Raw genomic sequence first — 21,290 nt, forward strand, 5'->3', positions numbered from 1 at the left:
ATTTTCTTTCTATACCTTTCGCTCGTTGTAGGAAATGTTGAATTCGGAATAAAATTGTCATTATTTTCTGATGATAACGTTTTCAAACATAGCGATTTCGGGGTATAATATTAATGAACCACCTGGTTCCACTTTCTTTTAGAAATGAAGCAGGAGATTCCGTCTCGTTCGACGAATCATTGGTTCAAGCGGTTATTTTAAGGAGGAGTTCAGATGATTTATAACATTCGCGGCGAAAACATTGAGGTCACACCAGCAATCAAAGACTATGTCGAGAAAAAGCTGGAGAAGTTGACTCGGTATTTCACAACTCCTACGGATGCACAGACGGCTTACGTCAACTTAAAAGTGTATAACGAGAAACAAAAAGTGGAAGTGACGATTCCGATGCCGAACTTGTTGCTCCGTGCCGAGGACATCAACCTCGACATGTACGCGGCAATCGACCTCGTCGTCGATAAATTGGAACGTCAAATCCGTAAACACAAAACGAAACTCAACCGTAAAGGACGCGGGAAAGAAGGTGGCGTCGGCGAGTACTTCAAGTCCCTCGAAGGACCTGATGATGCACCGGCCGTCTACGATGAGGACGAGGCAGAACTCGAACTCGTACGGACGAAACGCTTCACATTGAAACCGATGGACACGGAAGAGGCGATTCTTCAAATGGACATGCTCGGTCACAGCTTCTTCGTCTTCTCTGACGCGGAAACGGGCAACACGAACGTCGTCTACCGTCGTAAAGATGGGAAGTATGGCTTGATCGAACCAGAATAATATACTTGACCTTACACGACCCTCCGGCTTCGGAGGGTCGTTTCGTTTTGCCTTTCCTTGAAAGGTGGCACCACTTCGGTTAAACTGTACATTAGGGAAAAAACATGCATTTTTTAGTGAGTGCAGAGGAGATATGAGTATGGCGAACTTTTTGAAAGAGTTATTTGCTCCACAGAAACGAGTATTGAAAAAAGCAGAGAAAGCGGCCGACTTGATCGAGTCGTTCGCCGAACCAATCAAAGCATTGTCAGACGAACAGCTTCAAGCGAAAACGGAAGAGTTCCGTGCACGCCTAGAGAAAGGCGAGACGCTCGACGATATCTTGCCAGAGGCGTTCGCGGTCTGTCGTGAGGCATCAGAGCGTGTGCTCGGCATGCGTCACTATCGTGTCCAGCTCATTGGGGGTTACGTGCTCCACAACGGTGACATCGCCGAGATGAAAACCGGTGAAGGGAAGACGCTCGTTGCGACACTTCCGGTCTACTTGAACGCGCTCACGGGCCGTGGCGTACACGTCGTAACGGTCAACGAATACTTGGCGAAGCGAGATAAAGAACTCATGGAGCCGCTCTATTTCGCACTCGGTCTCTCGGTCGGCCTCAACGTGTCGAACATGGACCGTGTCGAGAAACAGGCGGCCTACAATTGTGATATCACGTACTCGACGAACAACGAGCTCGGATTCGACTACCTCCGTGACAACATGGTTCTTTATAAGGAAGACCGTGTGCAACGCGAGCTCTACTATACGATTGTCGATGAAGTCGACTCAATCCTCATCGATGAGGCGCGTACCCCGCTCATCATCTCAGGATCGGCCCAAAAATCGACGGAACTCTACACGCGTGCAGATGCATTCGTCCGTACGTTAAAAGAGGAAGACGATTACACGGTCGACGTGAAGACGAAATCGGTCCTCTTGACGGACCAAGGGGTCGACCTCGCCGAGAAGTTCTTCGGCATCGACAACTTGTTCGCCATCGAGCACGTCGCGGTCAACCACCACGTCGGGCTCGCCCTTCGTGCGAACGCGGTCATGCATCACGACATCGACTATATGGTGCGTGACGGACAAGTCATGATCATCGACCAGTTCACCGGTCGTGTCATGGACGGACGTCGCTACTCGGAAGGTCTTCACCAGGCCATCGAGGCGAAAGAAGGCGTCGAGATTCAGCGTGAATCGATGACGCTCGCGACGATCACGTATCAGAACTACTTCCGTATGTACGAGAAGCTTGCCGGGATGACCGGTACGGCGAAGACAGAGGAAGAAGAGTTCCGTAACATCTACAACATGCAAGTCGTGACGATTCCGACGAACAAACCGATTCTTCGTGAGGACCGCTCAGACCTCATCTTCAAGTCGATGGAAGGGAAGTTCAAAGCCGTCGTCGAGGAGATTGCGACGGTCCATGCGACTGGTCAACCGATCCTCGTCGGTACGGTTGCCGTCGAAACGTCTGAATACTTGAGCAAGCTCTTGACGAAGAAGAAGATTCGTCACGATGTCTTGAACGCGAAGAACCACGCGCGTGAGGCGGAAATCATCGAGAACGCCGGTCAAAAAGGCTCGGTCACGATCGCGACGAACATGGCCGGTCGTGGTACCGACATCAAGCTTGGCGAAGGTGTCATCGACCTCGGTGGTCTCTATATCATCGGGACAGAGCGTCACGAGTCACGCCGGATCGATAACCAGCTCCGTGGTCGTTCAGGTCGTCAAGGGGACCCGGGTAAATCCCAGTTCTACTTGTCACTCGAAGATGAGCTCATGCGTCGCTTCGGAACGGACAGCCTCCAGAACATGATGGAGCGTCTCGGGATGGACGATACGCAACCAATCGAGAGCCGCATGGTCTCGAAAGCCGTCGAATCGGCTCAAAAACGCGTCGAAGGAAACAACTACGATGCGCGTAAACAGCTTCTCGGTTACGATAACGTCATGGCCGACCAACGGAAAGTCATGTATAAAGACCGCTCGAGCATCCTCGAGAACGAGTCGGTCACAGATATCGTCCGTTCGATGATGGCACAGACGGTCGAACTCGGTGTCGGTCAATATACGCCGATCGAACTCGTGCCAGAAGAGTGGAACATCGACGAGCTCGCGCACTGGGCGAACCAGACGCTCGCGCTCGAGCGTACGGTCGAAGGCAAAGACTTCTTCGGCAAAGAGCGTGAAGAGATCATCGAACTCCTCATGGAGCGCGTGAACGAGCAATACGAGGCGAAACGTCAACTCGCACCGCCTGAGCGCTTCAACGAGTTCGAGAAGATCATCGTGCTCCGTGCCGTCGACTCGCACTGGATGTCTCACATCGACCACATGGATCAGTTGCGTCAAGGGATTCATCTCCGTGCATACGGACAGAACGACCCGCTCCGCGAGTATCAGGCGGAAGGGATCAACATGTTCGATGCGATGAACGCAGCCATCTCAGAAGAAGTGACAGGCTTCGTGCTCCGTGCCGAAGTCGGGGACAACCTCCGACGCGAGAAAGTCGTCGAAGAAGAAGTCGCCGTCTCAGGCAAGGAAGACGCACCGGTCAAGAAGAAACCGGTCCGTCGTTCGAAAGAAGACAGCATCGGCCGGAACGATCCGTGCTGGTGTGGGTCTGGTAAGAAGTTCAAGAACTGTCACGGTAGACAACAGGCTTAATTATTGAAGAGGCGGGTCCGCTCGCCTCTTTCCTACGGAAAGGTGAATCAACACTATGGAAATTTCAGATATTCGGAACGAACTTGAGGCGATGGCGAAGCGCCTCGAGAACTACAGAGCTTCGCTCAACTTAACGGAGAAGGAAGCGCGCATCGCCGAGCTCGAGAACGAGATGACGTACCCTGACTTTTGGGACAACCAAGAGAAGGCACAAAAAGTCATCGACGAGTCGAACGGCCTCAAGGCGATGGTCGACAAGTATCAAGACCTCGCGACACAACATGAGGACGGCGAAGTGACGCTCGAACTCATCAAAGAAGAGCCGGATGCCGAGATGCAAGAAGAGCTCGCGGAGACGATTCAATCGCTCAAGAAAGAGTTCGATGATTTCGAGCTCGAGATCCTCTTGAACGGACCGTACGATGCGAACAACGCGATTTTGGAATTACACCCGGGTGCGGGCGGTACCGAGTCACAGGACTGGGCATCGATGCTTCTTCGGATGTATCAGCGCTTCGCAGACAAGCAAGGCTGGAAAGTCGAGACGGTCGACTACCTTCCTGGTGAAGAAGCGGGCGTCAAGTCGGTCACGCTCCGCATCGTCGGGCACAACGCGTACGGCTACTTGAAGGCGGAGAAAGGGATTCACCGTTTGGTCCGCATTTCGCCGTTCGACTCGTCAGGCCGTCGTCACACGTCGTTCGTGTCATGTGACGTCATGCCAGAATTCGATGACGACATCGAAATCGAAGTACGGACAGAAGACCTCCGCATCGACACGTATCGCGCGTCAGGTGCCGGCGGACAGCACATCAACACGACAGACTCTGCCGTCCGGATCACGCACGTGCCGACAGGCGTTGTCGTCTCTTGTCAGACAGAACGTTCACAGATCAAGAACCGTGAGTCGGCGATGAAGATGTTGAAAGCGAAATTGTACCAACGCGAACTCGACGAGCAACAACGTAAGCTCGACGAGATCCGTGGGGAAAAAACGGACATCGGTTGGGGTAGCCAAATCCGTTCATACGTCTTCCACCCGTATTCGATGGTCAAAGACCACCGTACGAACCACGAGGTCGGAAACACAAGTGGTGTCATGGATGGCGACGTCATGCCGTTCATCGATGCTTACCTTCGTAAAACAAATATGTGATGCATGTGGCTCAAAGACTCCTGTCTTTGGGCCACGTTGTCTGTAAAGGAGAATTTCTTTAATGAAGCAAATCGTCAAAGACTATCTATATTTGTTGACGGGCTCGGTGTTCGTCGCCTCGGCCTTCAGCTTGTTCCTGTTGCCGAATAACCTTGCGTCGGGCGGGGTGAGCGGGATCTCGGTCATCACGTATGAACTGTTCGGCATCTCGCCGGGGGCGTTCCAGCTCGTGGCGAACGTGTTGCTACTTATCATCGGATGGGCCATCCTCGGTCTCGGCTTCGGCGTGAAGTCGCTCGTCGGCTCCATCTTTTTACCGGGTGTCATCCTCTTTTATGAGGCGATCGATGCGGGAGCTGCCGTGAACGATACGTTACTCGCCGCCATCTTCGGTGGAGTCGGCGTCGGTGTCGGACTCGGGCTCATCTTCCGAGGACGTGCCTCGACAGGCGGAATGGACTTGATCGCACAGATCTTACATAAGTTCACGCACATCCCGCTCTATCTTTGTATCGCCATCCTCGACGGTATGGTCGTCTTGACCGCTGCTGTCACGTTCTCGTTCTCGACCGGGCTCTATGCACTTATTGCGTTATTCATCACGGTCAAGATGATCGACTTCGTCCAGCTCGGGTTCACACAGGACAAGATGGCGTATGTCATCTCAGAGAAGCGGGACTTCATCGTCAGGGCCGTCTTTGAGGAGCTCGACCGTGGCGCGACGGAGATTCAGGCGATCGGGGCGTATTCTCGTCTCGACCGTCCGATGCTCATGATCGTCGTCCGTCAGAGCGAGGTGAGCCGTCTGAAAGAGATCATCCGTCGGATCGACCCGGAGGCGTTCCTCGTCTTCAGCGAGGCGCACGAGGTGCTCGGACAAGGGTTCACGTCGGATAAACGCTACATCAACGTCCCGTAAGTTGTGGAATCTTTGTGTACTTTTCGTGAGATTAGGTTAGAAAGTGTACGTGAACGGCTATAATGGTAAATGTAGGTCATTTCTACAACTTAGGAGGGGAACGTGGTTATGAAAAAATGGATGATGGCCATCGGCCTCGGCGCCATGCTGACACTCGGCGCATGTGGCGGCGGCGAAGAAGAGGATACGTCGAGCAACGGGGATTCGGGCTCGAACACGGCATCGGTTGACGCGGAAGCGGTATACGCACAAAACTGTGCGGCATGTCACGGTGCAAACCTTGAAGGAATGAGTGGTCCGTCACTCGAGCAAGTCGGTGCTCGTCTGTCGGCAGAAGAGATTGAAAACGTCATTCGTAACGGTCAAGGCGCGATGCCTGCGAACGTCCTCGAAGACGATGAAGAGATCACGGCAGTTGCCGCTTGGCTCGCTGAGAAAAAATAAGACACGGAAGCATGAGGTGGACATTTACCTCGTGCTTTTTTGTTTGGGGTGTTATTGCTTAGGGAATTATTGTTAGGGTTGTAGTAGACGTTATGGAAATGGAGTGATGACAATTGAAGACGAAACTGATTGACTGGCCGACTTTTATCGGCTCGTTTGTATTACTGTTAGGGGTGACGTTACCGCTCATCTTCTTCCCGGAGACCGGTAAGGCCTGGGTCGGGGCGGCGAACGAATACATGACCTCTAACTTCGGAGTATTGTACTTAGCGATGGGCTTAGGTGCATTCGGATTTTTGATCTTTATTGCCTTTAGTAAGAATGGCCACATCAAGTTAGGTCGTGAAGATGAAGAACCCGAATTTAGTACGTTCTCCTGGGCGGCGATGTTGTTTGCTGCCGGCATCGGGTCGAGTATCCTTTATTGGTCGGTCATTGAATGGGTCTACTATTATGAAGGACCACCGTTCGGATTGACACCCGAGTCACCTGAAGCCATCCAATGGTCGACGGCATACGGCATGTTCCACTGGGGTCCGATTGCCTGGGCAATCTATACGTTACCGGCATTGCCGATCGCCTATTTCTTCTATGTCCGTAAAAAGTCAGTACTGAAAGTCAGTGAAGCGGTACGTCCCGTGATTGGTAAATGGGCGGACGGACCACTCGGCAAATTGATTGATATCTTATTTATTTTTGGGTTATTAGGCGGTGCCGGGACGACGCTCGCGCTCGGGACGCCAATGATTGCCGAAGGGGTCAACGAACTGACTGGGATTCCTGTCACGCTCGGCATGCAAGCCGTCATCATGTTGATTTGTACCGTCATCTTTGCCGTCAGTTCGTATATCGGGCTGAAGGGCGGAATCAAAGTACTAAGTGACTTGAACATCTGGCTCGCGCTCGGGATTTTGACGTTTGTGTTCATCTTTGGACCGACACGTTTCATTTTGGAGACGACATTCAACGGAGTCGGGATTGTCATGGACAACTTCTTCCGTATGGCGACGTGGATGGAACCGTTCGGTGACTTCGGCGGATTCACGACAACGGGGTTTCCGGAATCGTGGACCGTATTCTATTGGGCATGGTGGCTCGTGTACGCACCGTTCGTCGGACTGTTCGTCGCCCGCATCTCGCGTGGCCGGACGATTCGAAATATGATCTTCGGGACGATGGTGTACGGGACGCTCGGATGTATCCTGTTCTTCGGGATTCTCGGGAACTACGGGCTGTACCTCCACTTGAGCGGCACGTTCGATGTCGTCGGCTATATGGCGGCGAACGGACCAGCTCCGACCATCATCGCCATCATCAGCCAGTTGCCGTTCGGTAAGGTTGTCGTGGGCGTCTTCACGCTTCTCGCCATCATCTTCTTGGCGACGACGTTCGATTCATCGTCTTACATTTTGGCATCGGTCACACAGAAACATGTCGAGGACGAGCCGATCGTCTGGAACCGTCTCTTCTGGGCGTTCGCACTCGCAATCATGCCACTCACGCTCATGTTCCTCGGCGGACTTGATACGCTACAGACAGCGAGTATCGTCGGTGGGTTCCCGCTGATCTTTATCATGTTCCTCCTGGCCTGGTCGTTCGTTCGAGTGTCGAGTCGGGATATCCGAGCCTCCGATGATTATGAATCGTCGACGATCCATATCAAATATCGGAAACGGAAAAAGTCTCCGTTTGACGCATTGAAAGAAAAACCACATGACTAATTATTGACGATATCGTGAAGGGTGTTCCTACGGGAGCACCCTTTTTGAAGTGCGGTTTCAACTTTTTCTTACATATAGAGAAAGCGAGGTTCTTCGCGACATTTTCCCACTGAACTCAATCGAACTGAAACAATCCTGTAATGGTCTTTTAAAAGTTGGATTGATATAATTGTAGTCGCTTCAACTATGCCCTAGATGAATTTTTGACCAGGCGAATATGAAAAAACGACACCTTGACAGCGGGAGTCGTTTCCTGTAAAAAAGACTCTAGGCGAAATATACAGTAACTAAAACAATTGATTCAACTTCGTCATAGATGCATACAAATATTAAAAAAAGGGTAGGGAATACGTTATGATCTCGATGCAAAAAGTCAGTAAAGTATATCCAAACGGCGTCGTAGCCATGGATGACCTCGATCTAGAGATTCGCGACGGCGAGTTCCTTTATGTGGTCGGGCCTTCCGGTGCCGGAAAGTCGACCTTCATGAAGATGATTTATCGTGAGGAGAAACCGACAGGCGGTCAATTGTTAATTGACGGACTAGATGTCGGAAAAATTAAGGACCGGCACGTGCCGAAGCTGCGCCGCCAACTCGGCGTCATCTTCCAAGACTTCAAGTTGCTCCCGACACTCACTGTCTATGAGAACGTTGCGTTCGCATTAGAAGTCGTCGGGGCAGACGCGACGTCGATTCGTAAACAAGTCATGGATGTGTTGAACCTTGTCGGATTGAAAAACAAGGCACGCAACTATCCAGATGAACTCTCAGGTGGAGAGCAACAACGTGTCTCAATCGCACGGGCGATCGTGAACAAACCAAAACTCATCATCGCCGATGAGCCGACAGGAAACTTGGACCCGGAAACGGCATGGGGCATTATGGAAGTGTTTGAAGAAATTCACCGCCGCGGAGCGACAATCGTCATGGCGACGCACAACCGTGACATCGTTGATAAGATTCGTCACCGCGTCATCGCGATTGAGAATGGGAAAGTAGTTCGCGATGAAGAGAAAGGAGCATATGGCTATGATGTTTAAGACTGGATTGCGCCATTTGCGTGAGGGGTTCAAAGGAACACTTCGTAATGGATGGATGTCGTTCGCGGCGATCAGTGCCGTGACAATCACCTTGTTGCTTGTCGGTGTCTTCGCACTCGTCATGTTCAACGTCAATGAGATCTCGGACAACGTCGAGAACGATGTCGAGATTCAAGTGTTCATCACCCGGACAGCGGATGAGAACTCGGTAGAGAAACTCGGACAGAACATTGAACAAGTGCCGGGCGTCTCGACGGTCACGTTCAGCTCGAAAGAGGATGAATTGCAGAAGTTCCAGACTCAACTCGGGGACGATGCGGCGGCATACGGAACGGTTGAGAAAGACAACCCGCTCCACGCCCGTTATATCGTCAAAGCGCAAGACCCGACAGAACTAGAGGAAGTGGCCAAGTCGGTCAGTTCACTTGAAAATGTCGACGATGTGAAGTACGGAAAAGACTACATCGACAAAATGTTTGCCTTCTTCAACGGGATTCGCATCGGTGGACTCGCGTTGATTGTCGGACTGACATTGATGGCGATGTTCTTGATCTCGAACACGATCAAGATGACCATCTTCTCACGTCGTCGTGAGATTGAAATCATGCGACTCGTCGGAGCGAAGAACAGCTTCATCCGCTGGCCGTTCTTTATCGAAGGACTGCTTCTCGGTATGCTTGGTGCTCTCGTCCCGATTCTCGTCATTTATTTCGGATATGACGTCGCATATAGTGCTTTACAACCATCGCTTGATCAATTGAATAGTGATATATTTAAGTTGATTGATCCATCGACGCTCACGGTACAAGTATCGCTCGTCTTACTTGCACTCGGTGCGTTCATCGGAATCTGGGGATCGACGACATCGCTCGGTCGCTTCTTGAAAATCTAACTTAAATAAGGAGGAGTTGGCGGATGAAACGTTCGCTTGCGCTAGGGTTGTGTGTATCATTACTTGCCATGCCGGTCATGGCGACAGAGAAAGACACGTTAAAAGCTCGACAAGACCGACTATCCAATGAATTGGAGGAGTCGAAAAAAGCGCAGGCCGAGACGGATGCCGAGCTCGAGGTCACCGAGGCAGAACGGGATGCCGTGCAGACGGAAATTCTCGTCGTCGATGACCGCTTGAATGATTTGAGTGAACAAATCGCGATTCAACAGCACGAGGTCGATACGGCTCGTGAAGAGCTTGAGGCGACCCGCCAACAACTTTCCGTTCAGGAAGAATACTTGGAAAGACAGAAGGAACTGTTAAACGAGCGCCTTCGCGTCTTACAAGTACATGAAGATTCTTCTTATTTACAAGTCATTTTTGAGTCCCGTTCCTTCGGCGATTTCGTGACCCGGGTCATGACGGCCCGCACAATCGCTGAGCAGGATCGGGAGCTCATACATAATTATATGAGTGAGATGGAACGTCTCGAATCGTTAGAGACGACACAACGTACTCAGCTCTCCTTCATCAAACAAAAAGAGCGTGAGCTCGTCATCACGAAACAAGATCTTGACCGGACGGCCGAGAAGAAACGTGACTTGTTGGTCGAACTGAACGAACAAGTCGAGCAGCTCGAACTCGAAAAAATGACGCGCAGCGAAGAACAAGCCGTCATGGCCGAACAGAACCGCATCATCAGTGAACAGCTTGAGGCAATCGCGACAGCTGAACGAGAAGCCGCTGAAGCGGCAGAACGTGCGAAGCGAGAAGCCGAGGCACGCGCAGCTGAAGAACGGGCACGCGCCGAAGCCGAGGCGCGGGAAGCGGAGACGGAAGTCGCGGCACCTGAAGTGACGCCACCGCCAGCACAGCCTGCTGAAACACCGACGAACGTGTCCACTTCGACTGGATTCGTCCGCCCCGTTTCCGGTTACGTCTCGAGCCCGTTCGGTCCACGGAACAATCCGTTGACAGGTGTCCCTGAGATTCATAAGGGGATTGACCTCGTCAATGCCCAAGGGACACCGATTGTCGCGAGTGCACCGGGTGTCGTCATCAAGGCGGCGCCGGCGACCGGATATGGGAACGTCGTCTTCGTCTCCCACGTCATGAACGGAGAGATTTGGACGACCGTCTACGCCCATCTAAACGCGATCACGGTCGGTGCCGGTCAACAAGTCGCAGCAGGGCAGACGGTCGGGACGCTCGGCAACACCGGCTGGTCGACTGGACCGCATCTCCATTTTGAGCTACATCGAGGAAAATGGGCACCGGGACAACCGAATGCGACTGACCCAGCCCCGTATATTGGATACTGACTAAAGCGGACGCGTCCCAAATATGTGGAACGCGTCCGCTTTTCCTCTCGTTTTTGCTATACTAATGAAAAGACTTACAAAGAGAAATGAGGGACCAACCCGTGAAAAATTCAACCGCAGGACTACTCGCTGGCACAACGTTCGTGGCTGGGGCCGGTGCAGGCCTTGCGACGATGGCGTTTACAGACACATCACTTCCGATTCAGACGAATGCGGAAGGCTGGGATAAAGTCGACCAAGTGCGTGATTTAATTGAGGAACATTCGTTACAAGACATCTCGGAAGAGGATTTATTGACAGGTGCGCTCGATGGTATGACGGCAGCACTCAATGACCCGTATTCGGATTTCTTGGATGCGGAAGAAACATCGCAATTTACCGACTCGATTGAATCGAGTTTTGAAGGAATCGGCGCGACTTTGGAGAAGAAAGGAGAAGACATCTTAATCGTCGCTCCAATCAAAGGCGCTCCAGCCGAAGAGGCGGGCCTTCGTCCTGGTGATATCATCACGGCGGTCGACGGGGAGTCGATCGAAGGGATGGACGTCCAGGAAGCCGTCCAGCTCATCCGTGGAGAAAAAGGGACGACCGTCACGTTGACGATTCGCCGTGGCAGTCAGACGGCGGACTATGAGATCACGCGTGACACGATTCCGATTGAGACAGTATTCTCAGAAGTGAAGGAGCAAGACGGCAAAAAAATCGGCTATCTGCAAGTGACGCAGTTCTCAGAACCGACGGCCGATGAGTTTCTTGAACAACTCGAACAACTCGAGTCAGAAGAGATCGACAGCTTGATCATCGACGTACGTGGGAACCCAGGTGGTCTCTTGCCAGCTGTCATCGAGATGTCGGAAGGATTCGTACCGACATCAAAACCGGTCGTTCAAATCGAAAATGCGGACGGGGACCGTGATGCACAGAATGGTCGCGCCCGTGAAGCGAAGCCGTATGAGTTATTCGTCTTGACGGATGAGGGCTCAGCCTCGGCATCCGAGATTTTGACGGGTGCGATGAAAGAAGGGGCAGGCGCGACGATCATCGGGACGAAAACGTTCGGGAAGGGCGTCGTCCAGACGGCATTCGATTTGGAGGACGGCAGCAACTTGAAGTTGACGACGAGCAAATGGCTCACGCCGGACGGGAACTGGATCAATAAAAAAGGGATTGAGCCGGACATCGAAGTGAAACAACCGGACTTCTTCAATGTGACCCGTGTGTTGACAGAAGAAGAGTCACTGCAAGTCGGCGATTACGGCGATGCCGTCTCGAACTTGCATAAAATCTTGACGGGAATCGGTTATGAGCCAGGCGGTCAACCAGGATACTATGGTGACACGATGGCAGACGCCGTGAAAGCATTCCAGACAGACAATGGTCTCGAGGCTTCTGGGACAGTCGATGAAGAGACCGCTTCGGCGCTCGAATCGAAATTGCTCGAGGCGATTCAAGATGAGGCGAACGATGCCCAATTGAACCGGGCGCTCGAAGAAGCCGCAAAATAACGTTGAATGAAAGAAAGGATTGGACCGCGTGGAAGTTGTACGAATGAGTGTTACAGCTTTATTGACGTTGTTAGGTAGTCCGCTGTTTTGGGTGACGCTCGTCGCCCTTACATACATATCGATGACACGAGTCAAACGAGAACGAGCCATGTTTCGTTCGAGACGACGCTCGCCGAAGTCGGAATGGAAGCATTTCATCTGGCCGAGTCTTCTTCTAGCGGTCCTCTCATCGGCCGCAACGATTCTACTTGAGACGACCATCACGTTTGAATGGGCCGTCTCGTTCACGGTGCTCTATACGCTCGTGGTATTGACGATGCATCCGCGATTCTTCAATCCGGTGCTTCCACTCTTTGCCTTGTTCGCGGTCGTCATGTTGCGAGATGTCGTCTCTTACGGGGCGCTCAGTGACTGGGTGAGAGAGCTCGCTCGGGTCGATTGGACGGTCTACGCGCTCACGTTCGGACTCGTCACACTCGCGGAAGCGATTCTCTTACGCTGGAACGGGCCGAAAGAGACGTCCCCGACACTGATTTTATCGAAACGTGGTCAGTTCATCGGGGGGCATGTCGTCAAACGCATTTGGTTTTTCCCGCTCGTCGTCTTCTTGCCGCCGACGTTCGGCCTCGACTGGCCGATGGTGCCAATCATTCTTCCGATTCCGATCGGGGTCAGTTTACTGTCGACCGGTGCCTTACCGGGGACGCTTCTCGCACGATTGAGCAACTATCGCGGGGTACTCGCCTTGATTGCTCTCGGTCTATTCGGTCTCTCGTATGTATGGGAGATCCCGTATGTCGACTATGCGCTGTTCGCCTTGTTCGTTCTTTATGAGCTTGGGCTTCAGTGGATCAAACGAGAGAATCGCGGTACGACACCTGTCTTCATCAATGGAAATCGTGGGGCGGTCATCGTGGACACGCTTCCGAATTCACCAGGAGAGGCGATGCAGCTCATCCCAGGTGAGTCCATCTATAAAGTGAATGGCACAATCATCACGGGAGGGCACAGTTTTTATGAGGCGCTCCAGCAACATAAACCGTACATCAAGCTCGAGGTGTTGAATCTGAACGGAGACATCCGTTTCGTTCAACGGGCGATGTATGAGACCGACCCACACGAACTCGGTATCTTGTTCGTCGGGGAGCCGACGAGCCCGCGTGTCCGACTTCGTAAATTGTAAGAGTATCCTTCACGGGGTACTCTTTTTTTGCATACGAAAAGGGCACCCGTGAGGATGCCCTTGCCACTTATACGTCAAGTTTTGATGGTTTGAATGCCATCGTTGCTTCGACCGCGTGTTGCCAACCTTTGTAGAGTGCTTCGCGATGAGACTCGTCCATGCTCGGTTCGAACTTTTTGTCGAGTTTCCATTGTTCTTTGACTTCCGCTTGGTCTTTCCAGAAACCGACGGCGAGACCTGCCAAGTAGGCGGCACCGAGTGCAGTCGTTTCACTTACTTCCGGACGTTCGACCGGTACGTCGAGGATATCCGATTGGAACTGCATGAGGAAGTTGTTGCTGACGGCTCCACCATCGACGCGAAGTGTCTTCAAGTTAATTCCTGAATCGTTCTCCATCGATGTGAGGACGTCGCGTGTCTGATAAGCGAGTGATTCAATCGTCGCACGGACGAATTGTTCTTTCTCCGTTCCGCGTGTGAGACCGAAGATGGCACCACGCACGTCAGAGTTCCAATATGGTGCACCGAGACCAACGAAGGCAGGTACGACATAAACGCCCTCTGTAGATTCGATTCGCGTCGCATACTGTTCCGAGTCTTTTGCTGATTTCAACATCCGTAATCCGTCACGGAGCCATTGGATTGCCGAACCGGCGACGAAGATTGAACCTTCGAGCGCGTATTCGACTTTTCCGTTATAGCCCCACGCAATCGTCGTCAAGAGACCATGGTCCGATTTGACGGCTTCTTCACCCGTGTTCATGAGCATGAAGCAACCCGTTCCGTATGTGTTCTTTCCTTCACCTTTTTCGAAGCACGTCTGACCGAACAAGGCAGCCTGTTGGTCACCTGCGGCTCCGGCAATCGGTACTTCGAATCCGAAGAAGTGATACGGGATCGTATTCGCATAGACTTCACTCGAAGGCTTGACTTCAGGAAGCATCGATTTCGGTACCGTCAAGATTTCGAGTAACTCGTCATCCCACTTCTGTTCGTAAATGTTGTACATGAGTGTACGTGATGCGTTCGAATAATCTGTCACGTGTGCTTGACCACCTGAGAGTTTCCAGATGAGCCATGTGTCGATTGTTCCGAAGAGAAGTTCACCGTTCTCGGCTTTCTCACGAGCGCCTTCGACGTTATCCAAAATCCATTTGACTTTCGTACCTGAGAAGTAGGCGTCGATGAGAAGACCCGTTTTGTCACGAACCATGTCCGAGTGACCTGCCGCTTTTAGCTCTTCACAGATATCAGCAGTTTGACGTGATTGCCAAACTACGACCGCAGTCTCACGTTGGTTCGTGATCCCGATCCCTGCGATTTCATTCGGATCAATATCCGCCGAACCGAACGCTTCCGCCATAACGGCGAGAACAGAACCCCAGATCTCATTGGCGTTATGCTCAACCCAGCCTGGTTTTGGGAAGTACTGTTTGAATTCGCGCTGTGCGACTGTGACGATTTTTCCATCATGATCAAAAATGATTGCCCGTGAACTTGTCGTTCCTTGGTCCAATGCTAAAATATAACGTTTTTCTTTCGCCATATGTGATTTCCTCCTTCAAAATTATGTGTTAAGGGACGAGAATGCCGTAAACGAGTGCGGCGATGACAGCACCGATAATCGGACCGACAACTGGAATCCATGAATAGCCCCAATCTGAAGAGCCTTTTCCTTTAATCGGAAGAATCGCGTGCGCGATACGTGGTCCAAGGTCACGTGCCGGGTTGATCGCATACCCCGTCGTACCACCGAGTGAGAGACCGATTGAGACGATTAAGAAACCGACGATGAGCGGATTGAGTCCGTCTGCGAATGTGTTTGCCCCGAATGACAACAACGCGAACAAGAGGACGAATGTTCCGATAATCTCACCAATCAAGTTAGATGGTGTGTTGCGGATACCTGGTGCAGTAGAGAACGTTGCGAGTTTCAAGCCTGGATCGTCCGTCGCATCGTAATGCGGCTTGTAGTGGACATATACCAAACATGCCCCGATGAACGCCCCGATAAACTGAGCAAGGATGTAGAGTGGGACATCGGCCCATGGGAATTCGCCTGCTGTCGCGAGACCAATCGTGACGGCAGGGTTGATGTGTGCGCCTCCGTAAATACCGGCTGCGTAGACCCCGACCATAACCGCGAGACCCCAACCCATTGTGATAACAATCCAGCCAGAGTTTTCCGCTTTGGAATGGCGGAGGACGACGCCGGCGACGACACCGTTACCGAGCAGAATCAATAGCATCGTACCGATAATTTCACTTACAAATGCTGACATGTGATACTCCCCTTTCTCCCTTATGCAATTTGACTTACCACTTCATTATATGCCCAAAATGTAAGCGTTTTAAAACGGTGTTTTTCAAAAATCCTACTTTTTTCCTACAAATGTTCACATTTACACCTGTAAACTTCACATAAAGAGTCAGATAGAGCGCGAGAAGTATATGATTTTGGCATCCCTTTTTAAAAATCATGGGAATTTCAATCGAATAGGAACAAGGTCCAGGATCCGACTTTCCGTGTTCTATGCTACAAAAACGATTGTGAAGCAATTCTCGAAGGATGAATGCAACAAGATTTGATGTTTCTTTTGAGACGGTAACGGAAAAAGAAATGATGATATATAAGAGAAAAGGCTTAAATCCGTATGCAAGCTAATAAGCGAATATTTGTTCGTGTCTATGGTATAATCAAGACACTATGAAATGAGAAGGTGAGGAGTATCTTATGGAATCGATTCCGTTTGCATTACAATCTGAATTTCAACCAGGAGGTGACCAGCCTGAAGCGATTCGACAACTTGTCGAAGGCGTCAATCGGGGTGACCGTTATCAGACACTCCTCGGGGCGACCGGAACAGGGAAGACGTTCACCGTCTCGAACGTCATCCAAGAAGTGAAGAAGCCGACACTCGTCCTCGCCCACAACAAGACGCTCGCTGGTCAATTGTATTCTGAGTTCAAAGAGTTCTTTCCGAACAACGCGGTCGAGTACTTCGTCAGCTATTACGACTACTATCAGCCTGAAGCGTACGTGCCTTCAACCGATACATTTATCGAGAAGGATGCGTCCATCAACGATGAAATCGATAAACTGCGTCACTCGGCGACGTCGGCTCTCTTCGAGCGGGATGACGTCATCATCGTCGCATCCGTTTCCTGTATATATGGTCTCGGTAACCCGGAAGAATATCGCAGTCTCGTATTGAGTCTCCGCGTCGGAAAAGAGATGGGTCGTGACGAGATGCTTCGTAAGCTCATCGACATTCAATATGAACGAAACGATATCGACTTCCAGCGTGGACGTTTCCGTGTACGTGGGGACGTCGTCGAAATCTTCCCGGCGTCACGTGACGAACACTGCATGCGCATCGAATTTTTCGGGGACGAGATCGACCGAATCCGTGAGATGGACCCGTTGACGGGTGAAATCATCGCAGACCGTGATCACGTCGCCATCTTCCCGGCATCCCACTTCGTCACGAAAAACTGCAAAAAGCAATCGTCAACATCGAAGCGGAACTTGAGGAGCAACTCGAGAAGTTCCGTGAAGAAGGGAAGCTACTCGAGGCACAACGTCTCGAGCAGCGAACGCATTACGATTTGGAGATGATGCGTGAAATGGGGTATTGTTCAGGCATCGAGAACTATTCACGACACTTAAACTTGATGCCAGAAGGCTCGACCCCGTATACATTGATTGATTACTTCCCAGAGGACTTCTTACTCGTCGCCGATGAGTCACACGTGACGCTCCCGCAAGTGCGCGGGATGTATAACGGGGACCAGGCACGGAAACAAGTGCTCGTCGACCATGGGTTCCGTCTCCCTTCTGCGAAGGATAACCGTCCGCTCAAATTCGATGAGTTCGAGAAGAAAGTGTCACAAGCGATCTTCATCTCGGCGACACCAGGTCCGTACGAGCTCGAACATACACCGAAGATGATCGAGCAGATCATTCGTCCGACAGGGCTACTCGACCCGACGATCGAGATTCATCCGATCAAAGGACAAATCGACTACTTGATGGACCAAATTCGCGAGCGTATCAAGCGAGACGAACGTGTCCTCGTGACGACGCTCACGAAGAAGATGGCAGAAGACTTGTCCGACTACTTGCGTGAAGCAGGAATCAAAGTCAACTATATGCACTCCGAGATCAAGACGCTCGAACGGATTGAAATCATCCGTGACCTTCGTCTCGGGAAGTATGACGTGCTCGTCGGAATCAACTTGTTACGAGAAGGGCTCGATATTCCGGAAGTCAGTCTCGTGACGATTCTCGATGCCGACAAGGAAGGGTTCCTTCGTTCCGACCGTTCGCTCATCCAGACGATTGGACGGGCGGCCCGTAATGCGAACGGACACGTCATCCTGTTCGCGGATAAGATGACCGACTCGATGGCACGAGCCATCGAAGAGACGGATCGTCGTCGGACGATTCAACAAGCATATAATGAAGAACATGGCATCACGCCACAGACGATTCGAAAAGACGTCCGTGGTGTCATCCGGGCGACGGTCGAGGCCGAAGAAGAGGCACTCGAATCGCTCAGTACGATGAAGCCGGCCGAACGCGAGGCGGCGATTGCCAAATTAGAAGAAGAAATGAAGCAAGCGGCGCGCGATCTCCAGTTCGAACGTGCAGCCGAATTGCGTGACTTAATCTTGGAGTTGAAGGTAGGGAATTAAATGGCTGAAAAGAAAAATGCGATTGTCATCAAAGGGGCGCGCGTCAACAACTTAAAAAATATCGACATCGATATCCCACGTGACCAGCTCGTCGTCTTGACGGGCTTGTCCGGCTCCGGGAAATCGTCGCTCGCGTTCGACACGATTTATGCGGAAGGGCAGCGACGCTATGTCGAGAGTTTGTCCGCATACGCCCGTCAGTTCCTCGGACAGATGGACAAACCGGACGTCGATACGATTGAAGGCTTGAGTCCGGCCATCTCGATCGACCAGAAGACAACGAGCCGAAACCCGCGCTCAACCGTCGGAACGGTGACGGAGATTTATGACTATCTCCGACTCTTGTTCGCACGAATCGGAAAACCGGTCTGTCCGAACCACGGTATCGAGATCTCGAGTCAGACGATTTCGCAGATGGTCGACCAGGTGATGGAATTGCCGGAACGGACGCGACTTCAGATTTTGGCACCGATCGTATCGGGTCGAAAAGGGACGCACGTCAAAGTGTTCGACTCGTTGAAAAAAGAAGGATTCGTCCGTGTCCGCGTGAACGGAGAGACCATCGAACTGACAGATGAGATCGAGCTCGACAAAAACAAAAAGCACTCGATCGAAGTCGTTGTCGACCGACTCGTCGTCAGACCTGACGTCGAAGGGCGCCTTGCCGACTCTCTTGAGACGGCATTACGCCTCGCCGACGGACGTGTCATCATCGACAAGATGGACGGGACCGAGCTTCTTTTCAGCGAACACCACGCTTGCCCGATTTGTGGATTCTCAATCGGAGAACTCGAGCCACGTATGTTCTCTTTCAACTCACCGTTCGGGGCTTGCCCGACGTGTGATGGTCTTGGGACGAAACTAGACGTCGACCCAGAACTTGTCATCCCTGATCCGTCGAAGACGTTAAAAGAAGGGGCGGTCGCTGCATGGCAACCGACGAGCTCTCAGTACTATCCGCAACTGTTGGCGGCGATGTGCCAGCACTTCAATATCGATATGGATGTACCATTTGAACGTCTGTCAAAACGGGACCAGGACCTCGTCTTGAACGGATCTTCGGAAGAGTCATTCCTCTTCCGCTATGAGAACGACTTCGGTCAGGTCCGGACGAACACTATCTTCTTTGAAGGGGTGCTCCGTAACATCGAGCGCCGCTACCGGGAGACGACGTCCGACTATATCCGTGAGCAGATGGAAATGTATATGGCGACGCACGCCTGTCCGACATGTCATGGCTATCGCTTGAAAGAAGAATCGCTCGCCGTCAAAATCACGGGCCAGCACATCGGACAAGTGACGGAGAAGTCGGTCGTGAACGCACTCGCGTTCTTCGAAGGACTGAACGAACAGCTCAGTGAAAAGGATATCGCCATCGCCCGCCTCATCTTGCAGGAGATTCGGGAGCGACTCAGCTTCTTGAATAACGTCGGTCTCGACTATTTGACGTTGTCTCGTGCAGCGGGAACCCTCTCAGGTGGGGAAGCACAGCGGATTCGACTTGCGACGCAAATCGGTTCACGTCTCACGGGCGTCTTGTACGTCCTCGATGAACCGTCAATCGGTCTTCATCAACGAGACAACGACCGCTTGATTGCCACGCTCAAACAGATGCGAGACATCGGCAACACGCTCATCGTCGTCGAGCATGATGAAGATACGATGATGGAAGCCGATTATTTGATCGATATCGGACCGGGTGCCGGGGAGCACGGTGGACAAGTCATCGCTGCCGGGACGCCGAAGCAACTGATGAAAAACAAGAACTCGCTCACAGGTCAATACCTTGCTGGGAAGAAGTTCATCCCGCTCCCGGCTGAACGGAAGATGCCGGACGAACGGTTCTTGAAGATTCTCAAGGCAGAAGAAAACAACTTGAAAGATGTCGACGTCTCGATTCCGCTCGGGATGTTCGTCGCCGTGACGGGTGTATCCGGTTCTGGGAAGTCGACGCTCATCAACGAGATTCTTTATAAATCGCTCGCACACAACATGAACCGTGCCAAAGCGAAGCCAGGGAAACATAAGAAGATTGAAGGTCTCGAGCATATCGATAAAGTCATCGATATCGACCAATCTCCAATCGGGCGTACACCGCGTTCGAACCCGGCGACGTATACGGGCGTCTTCGACGACATCCGTGACGTGTCGCACGAACGAAGCGAAGATGCGCGGCTATAAGAAAGGACGCTTCAGTTTCAACGTGAAAGGCGGACGCTGTGAAGCGTGCCGTGGGGACGGGATCATCAAAATCGAGATGCACTTCTTGCCGGACGTGTATGTTCCATGTGAGGTCTGTCACGGGAAACGCTATAACCGTGAGACGCTCGAAGTGAAGTATAAAGGGAAGACGATTGCCGATGTCCTCGATATGACGATTGAGGAAGGGCTCGAATTCTTTGACAAAATTCCGAAAATCAAGCGGAAGATTCAGACCATCTATGACGTCGGTCTTGGCTATATGAAACTCGGTCAGCCGGCGACGGAACTTTCCGGTGGGGAAGCCCAGCGTGTCAAACTCGCTTCGGAGCTTCATAAACGTTCGACCGGAAAGACGATTTATATTTTGGACGAACCGACGACAGGTCTTCATGTCGATGACATCGCCCGCTTGTTGAAAGTGTTGCAGCGCCTCGTTGAGAACGGGGACACGGTGCTCGTCATCGAACATAACCTTGACGTCATCAAGTCAGCCGATTATTTGATTGACCTCGGACCAGAAGGCGGGGACGGCGGCGGACTCATCGTCGCGACGGGAACGCCGGAAGAAGTCGCCGAAGTGTCAGGCTCGTATACCGGCAAGTATTTGAAGCCGGTACTTGAACGAGATGCGGCTCGCGTGAAACCGAAAGCAGGAAAAAAGAAATAAGTATAGAATTGGTGAGAAACGGGAAGGTAATTGACGTGCAACCAAATTGAAGGGGGAAA

13 protein-coding genes and 2 pseudogenes are annotated in these 21,290 nt (G+C 51.8%); 13 read left to right on the forward strand and 2 right to left on the reverse strand.

The window, feature by feature from the left end; translation table 11 throughout:
• Positions 1-213 precede the first annotated feature (213 nt).
• The 11 genes from hpf to ON063_RS07835 all read left to right on the forward strand — a co-directional run bounded on the left by hpf (position 214) and on the right by ON063_RS07835 (position 13,664).
• Positions 214-777 carry a ribosome hibernation-promoting factor, HPF/YfiA family gene (gene hpf, locus ON063_RS07785; protein WP_214687196.1) on the forward strand — a complete coding sequence of 188 codons (564 nt, stop codon included), beginning with the start codon at positions 214-216 and terminating at the stop codon, positions 775-777.
• Between the two features lie 139 nt (positions 778-916).
• Entirely contained in the window at positions 917-3,439 is a 2,523-nt protein-coding gene (gene secA / locus ON063_RS07790; RefSeq protein ID WP_274664758.1) for a preprotein translocase subunit SecA, read from the forward strand.
• 55 nt (positions 3,440-3,494) lie between these two features.
• Positions 3,495-4,595 carry a peptide chain release factor 2 gene (prfB, locus tag ON063_RS07795; protein WP_214693596.1) on the forward strand — a complete coding sequence of 367 codons (1,101 nt, stop codon included), beginning with the start codon at positions 3,495-3,497 and terminating at the stop codon, positions 4,593-4,595.
• A gap of 61 nt (positions 4,596-4,656) precedes the next feature.
• The gene (locus ON063_RS07800; RefSeq protein ID WP_214693594.1) at positions 4,657-5,514 is read left to right on the forward strand and encodes a YitT family protein; all 858 of its coding nucleotides are present in this window, start codon (positions 4,657-4,659) and stop codon (positions 5,512-5,514) included.
• 108 nt (positions 5,515-5,622) lie between these two features.
• Positions 5,623-5,958: a cytochrome c551 gene (gene cccB / locus ON063_RS07805; protein ID WP_012726941.1), complete on the forward strand. Its 336-nt coding sequence runs from the start codon at positions 5,623-5,625 to the stop codon at positions 5,956-5,958.
• 113 nt (positions 5,959-6,071) lie between these two features.
• Complete coding sequence (locus ON063_RS07810) at positions 6,072-7,679, forward strand: BCCT family transporter (RefSeq protein WP_214874645.1); 1,608 nt, start codon at positions 6,072-6,074, stop codon at positions 7,677-7,679.
• Between the two features lie 354 nt (positions 7,680-8,033).
• Positions 8,034-8,720, forward strand: coding sequence for a cell division ATP-binding protein FtsE (gene ftsE / locus ON063_RS07815; protein WP_274664759.1), 687 nt, complete (start codon positions 8,034-8,036; stop codon positions 8,718-8,720).
• Complete coding sequence (ftsX, locus tag ON063_RS07820; RefSeq protein WP_074033669.1) at positions 8,710-9,612, forward strand: permease-like cell division protein FtsX; 903 nt, start codon at positions 8,710-8,712, stop codon at positions 9,610-9,612. Before ftsE ends, ftsX begins: the two co-directional genes overlap by 11 nt.
• 23 nt (positions 9,613-9,635) lie before the next feature.
• Complete coding sequence (locus tag ON063_RS07825) at positions 9,636-10,976, forward strand: murein hydrolase activator EnvC family protein (RefSeq protein WP_274664760.1); 1,341 nt, start codon at positions 9,636-9,638, stop codon at positions 10,974-10,976.
• Positions 10,977-11,077: 101 nt separating this feature from the next.
• On the forward strand, positions 11,078-12,481 hold the full coding sequence (locus ON063_RS07830) for a S41 family peptidase (protein WP_274664761.1): 1,404 nt from the start codon (positions 11,078-11,080) through the stop codon (positions 12,479-12,481).
• 43 nt (positions 12,482-12,524) lie between these two features.
• Positions 12,525-13,664 carry a PDZ domain-containing protein gene (locus tag ON063_RS07835; protein ID WP_274664762.1) on the forward strand — a complete coding sequence of 380 codons (1,140 nt, stop codon included), beginning with the start codon at positions 12,525-12,527 and terminating at the stop codon, positions 13,662-13,664.
• A 67-nt stretch (positions 13,665-13,731) separates the two neighbouring features.
• Here the strand turns inward: ON063_RS07835 and glpK are convergent, their stop codons facing one another.
• Positions 13,732-15,210: a glycerol kinase GlpK gene (gene glpK, locus ON063_RS07840; protein ID WP_274664763.1), complete on the reverse strand. Its 1,479-nt coding sequence runs from the start codon at positions 15,208-15,210 to the stop codon at positions 13,732-13,734.
• Positions 15,211-15,238: 28 nt separating this feature from the next.
• Complete coding sequence (locus tag ON063_RS07845; RefSeq protein ID WP_274664764.1) at positions 15,239-15,946, reverse strand: MIP/aquaporin family protein; 708 nt, start codon at positions 15,944-15,946, stop codon at positions 15,239-15,241.
• 452 nt (positions 15,947-16,398) lie between these two features.
• On the opposite strand from ON063_RS07845, the pseudogene uvrB reads away from it, so the two are divergent.
• Both uvrB and uvrA read left to right on the forward strand, forming a co-directional pair.
• Positions 16,399-18,362: pseudogene (uvrB, locus tag ON063_RS07850) on the forward strand (excinuclease ABC subunit UvrB).
• A pseudogene (gene uvrA / locus ON063_RS07855) lies at positions 18,363-21,231 on the forward strand (excinuclease ABC subunit UvrA).
• The last annotated feature ends 59 nt before the right edge of the window (positions 21,232-21,290 follow it).

Origin of the sequence: Exiguobacterium sp. B2(2022), from assembly GCF_028823655.1 — a bacterium.
In the GTDB taxonomy this organism is placed as follows: domain Bacteria; phylum Bacillota; class Bacilli; order Exiguobacteriales; family Exiguobacteriaceae; genus Exiguobacterium; species Exiguobacterium aestuarii_A.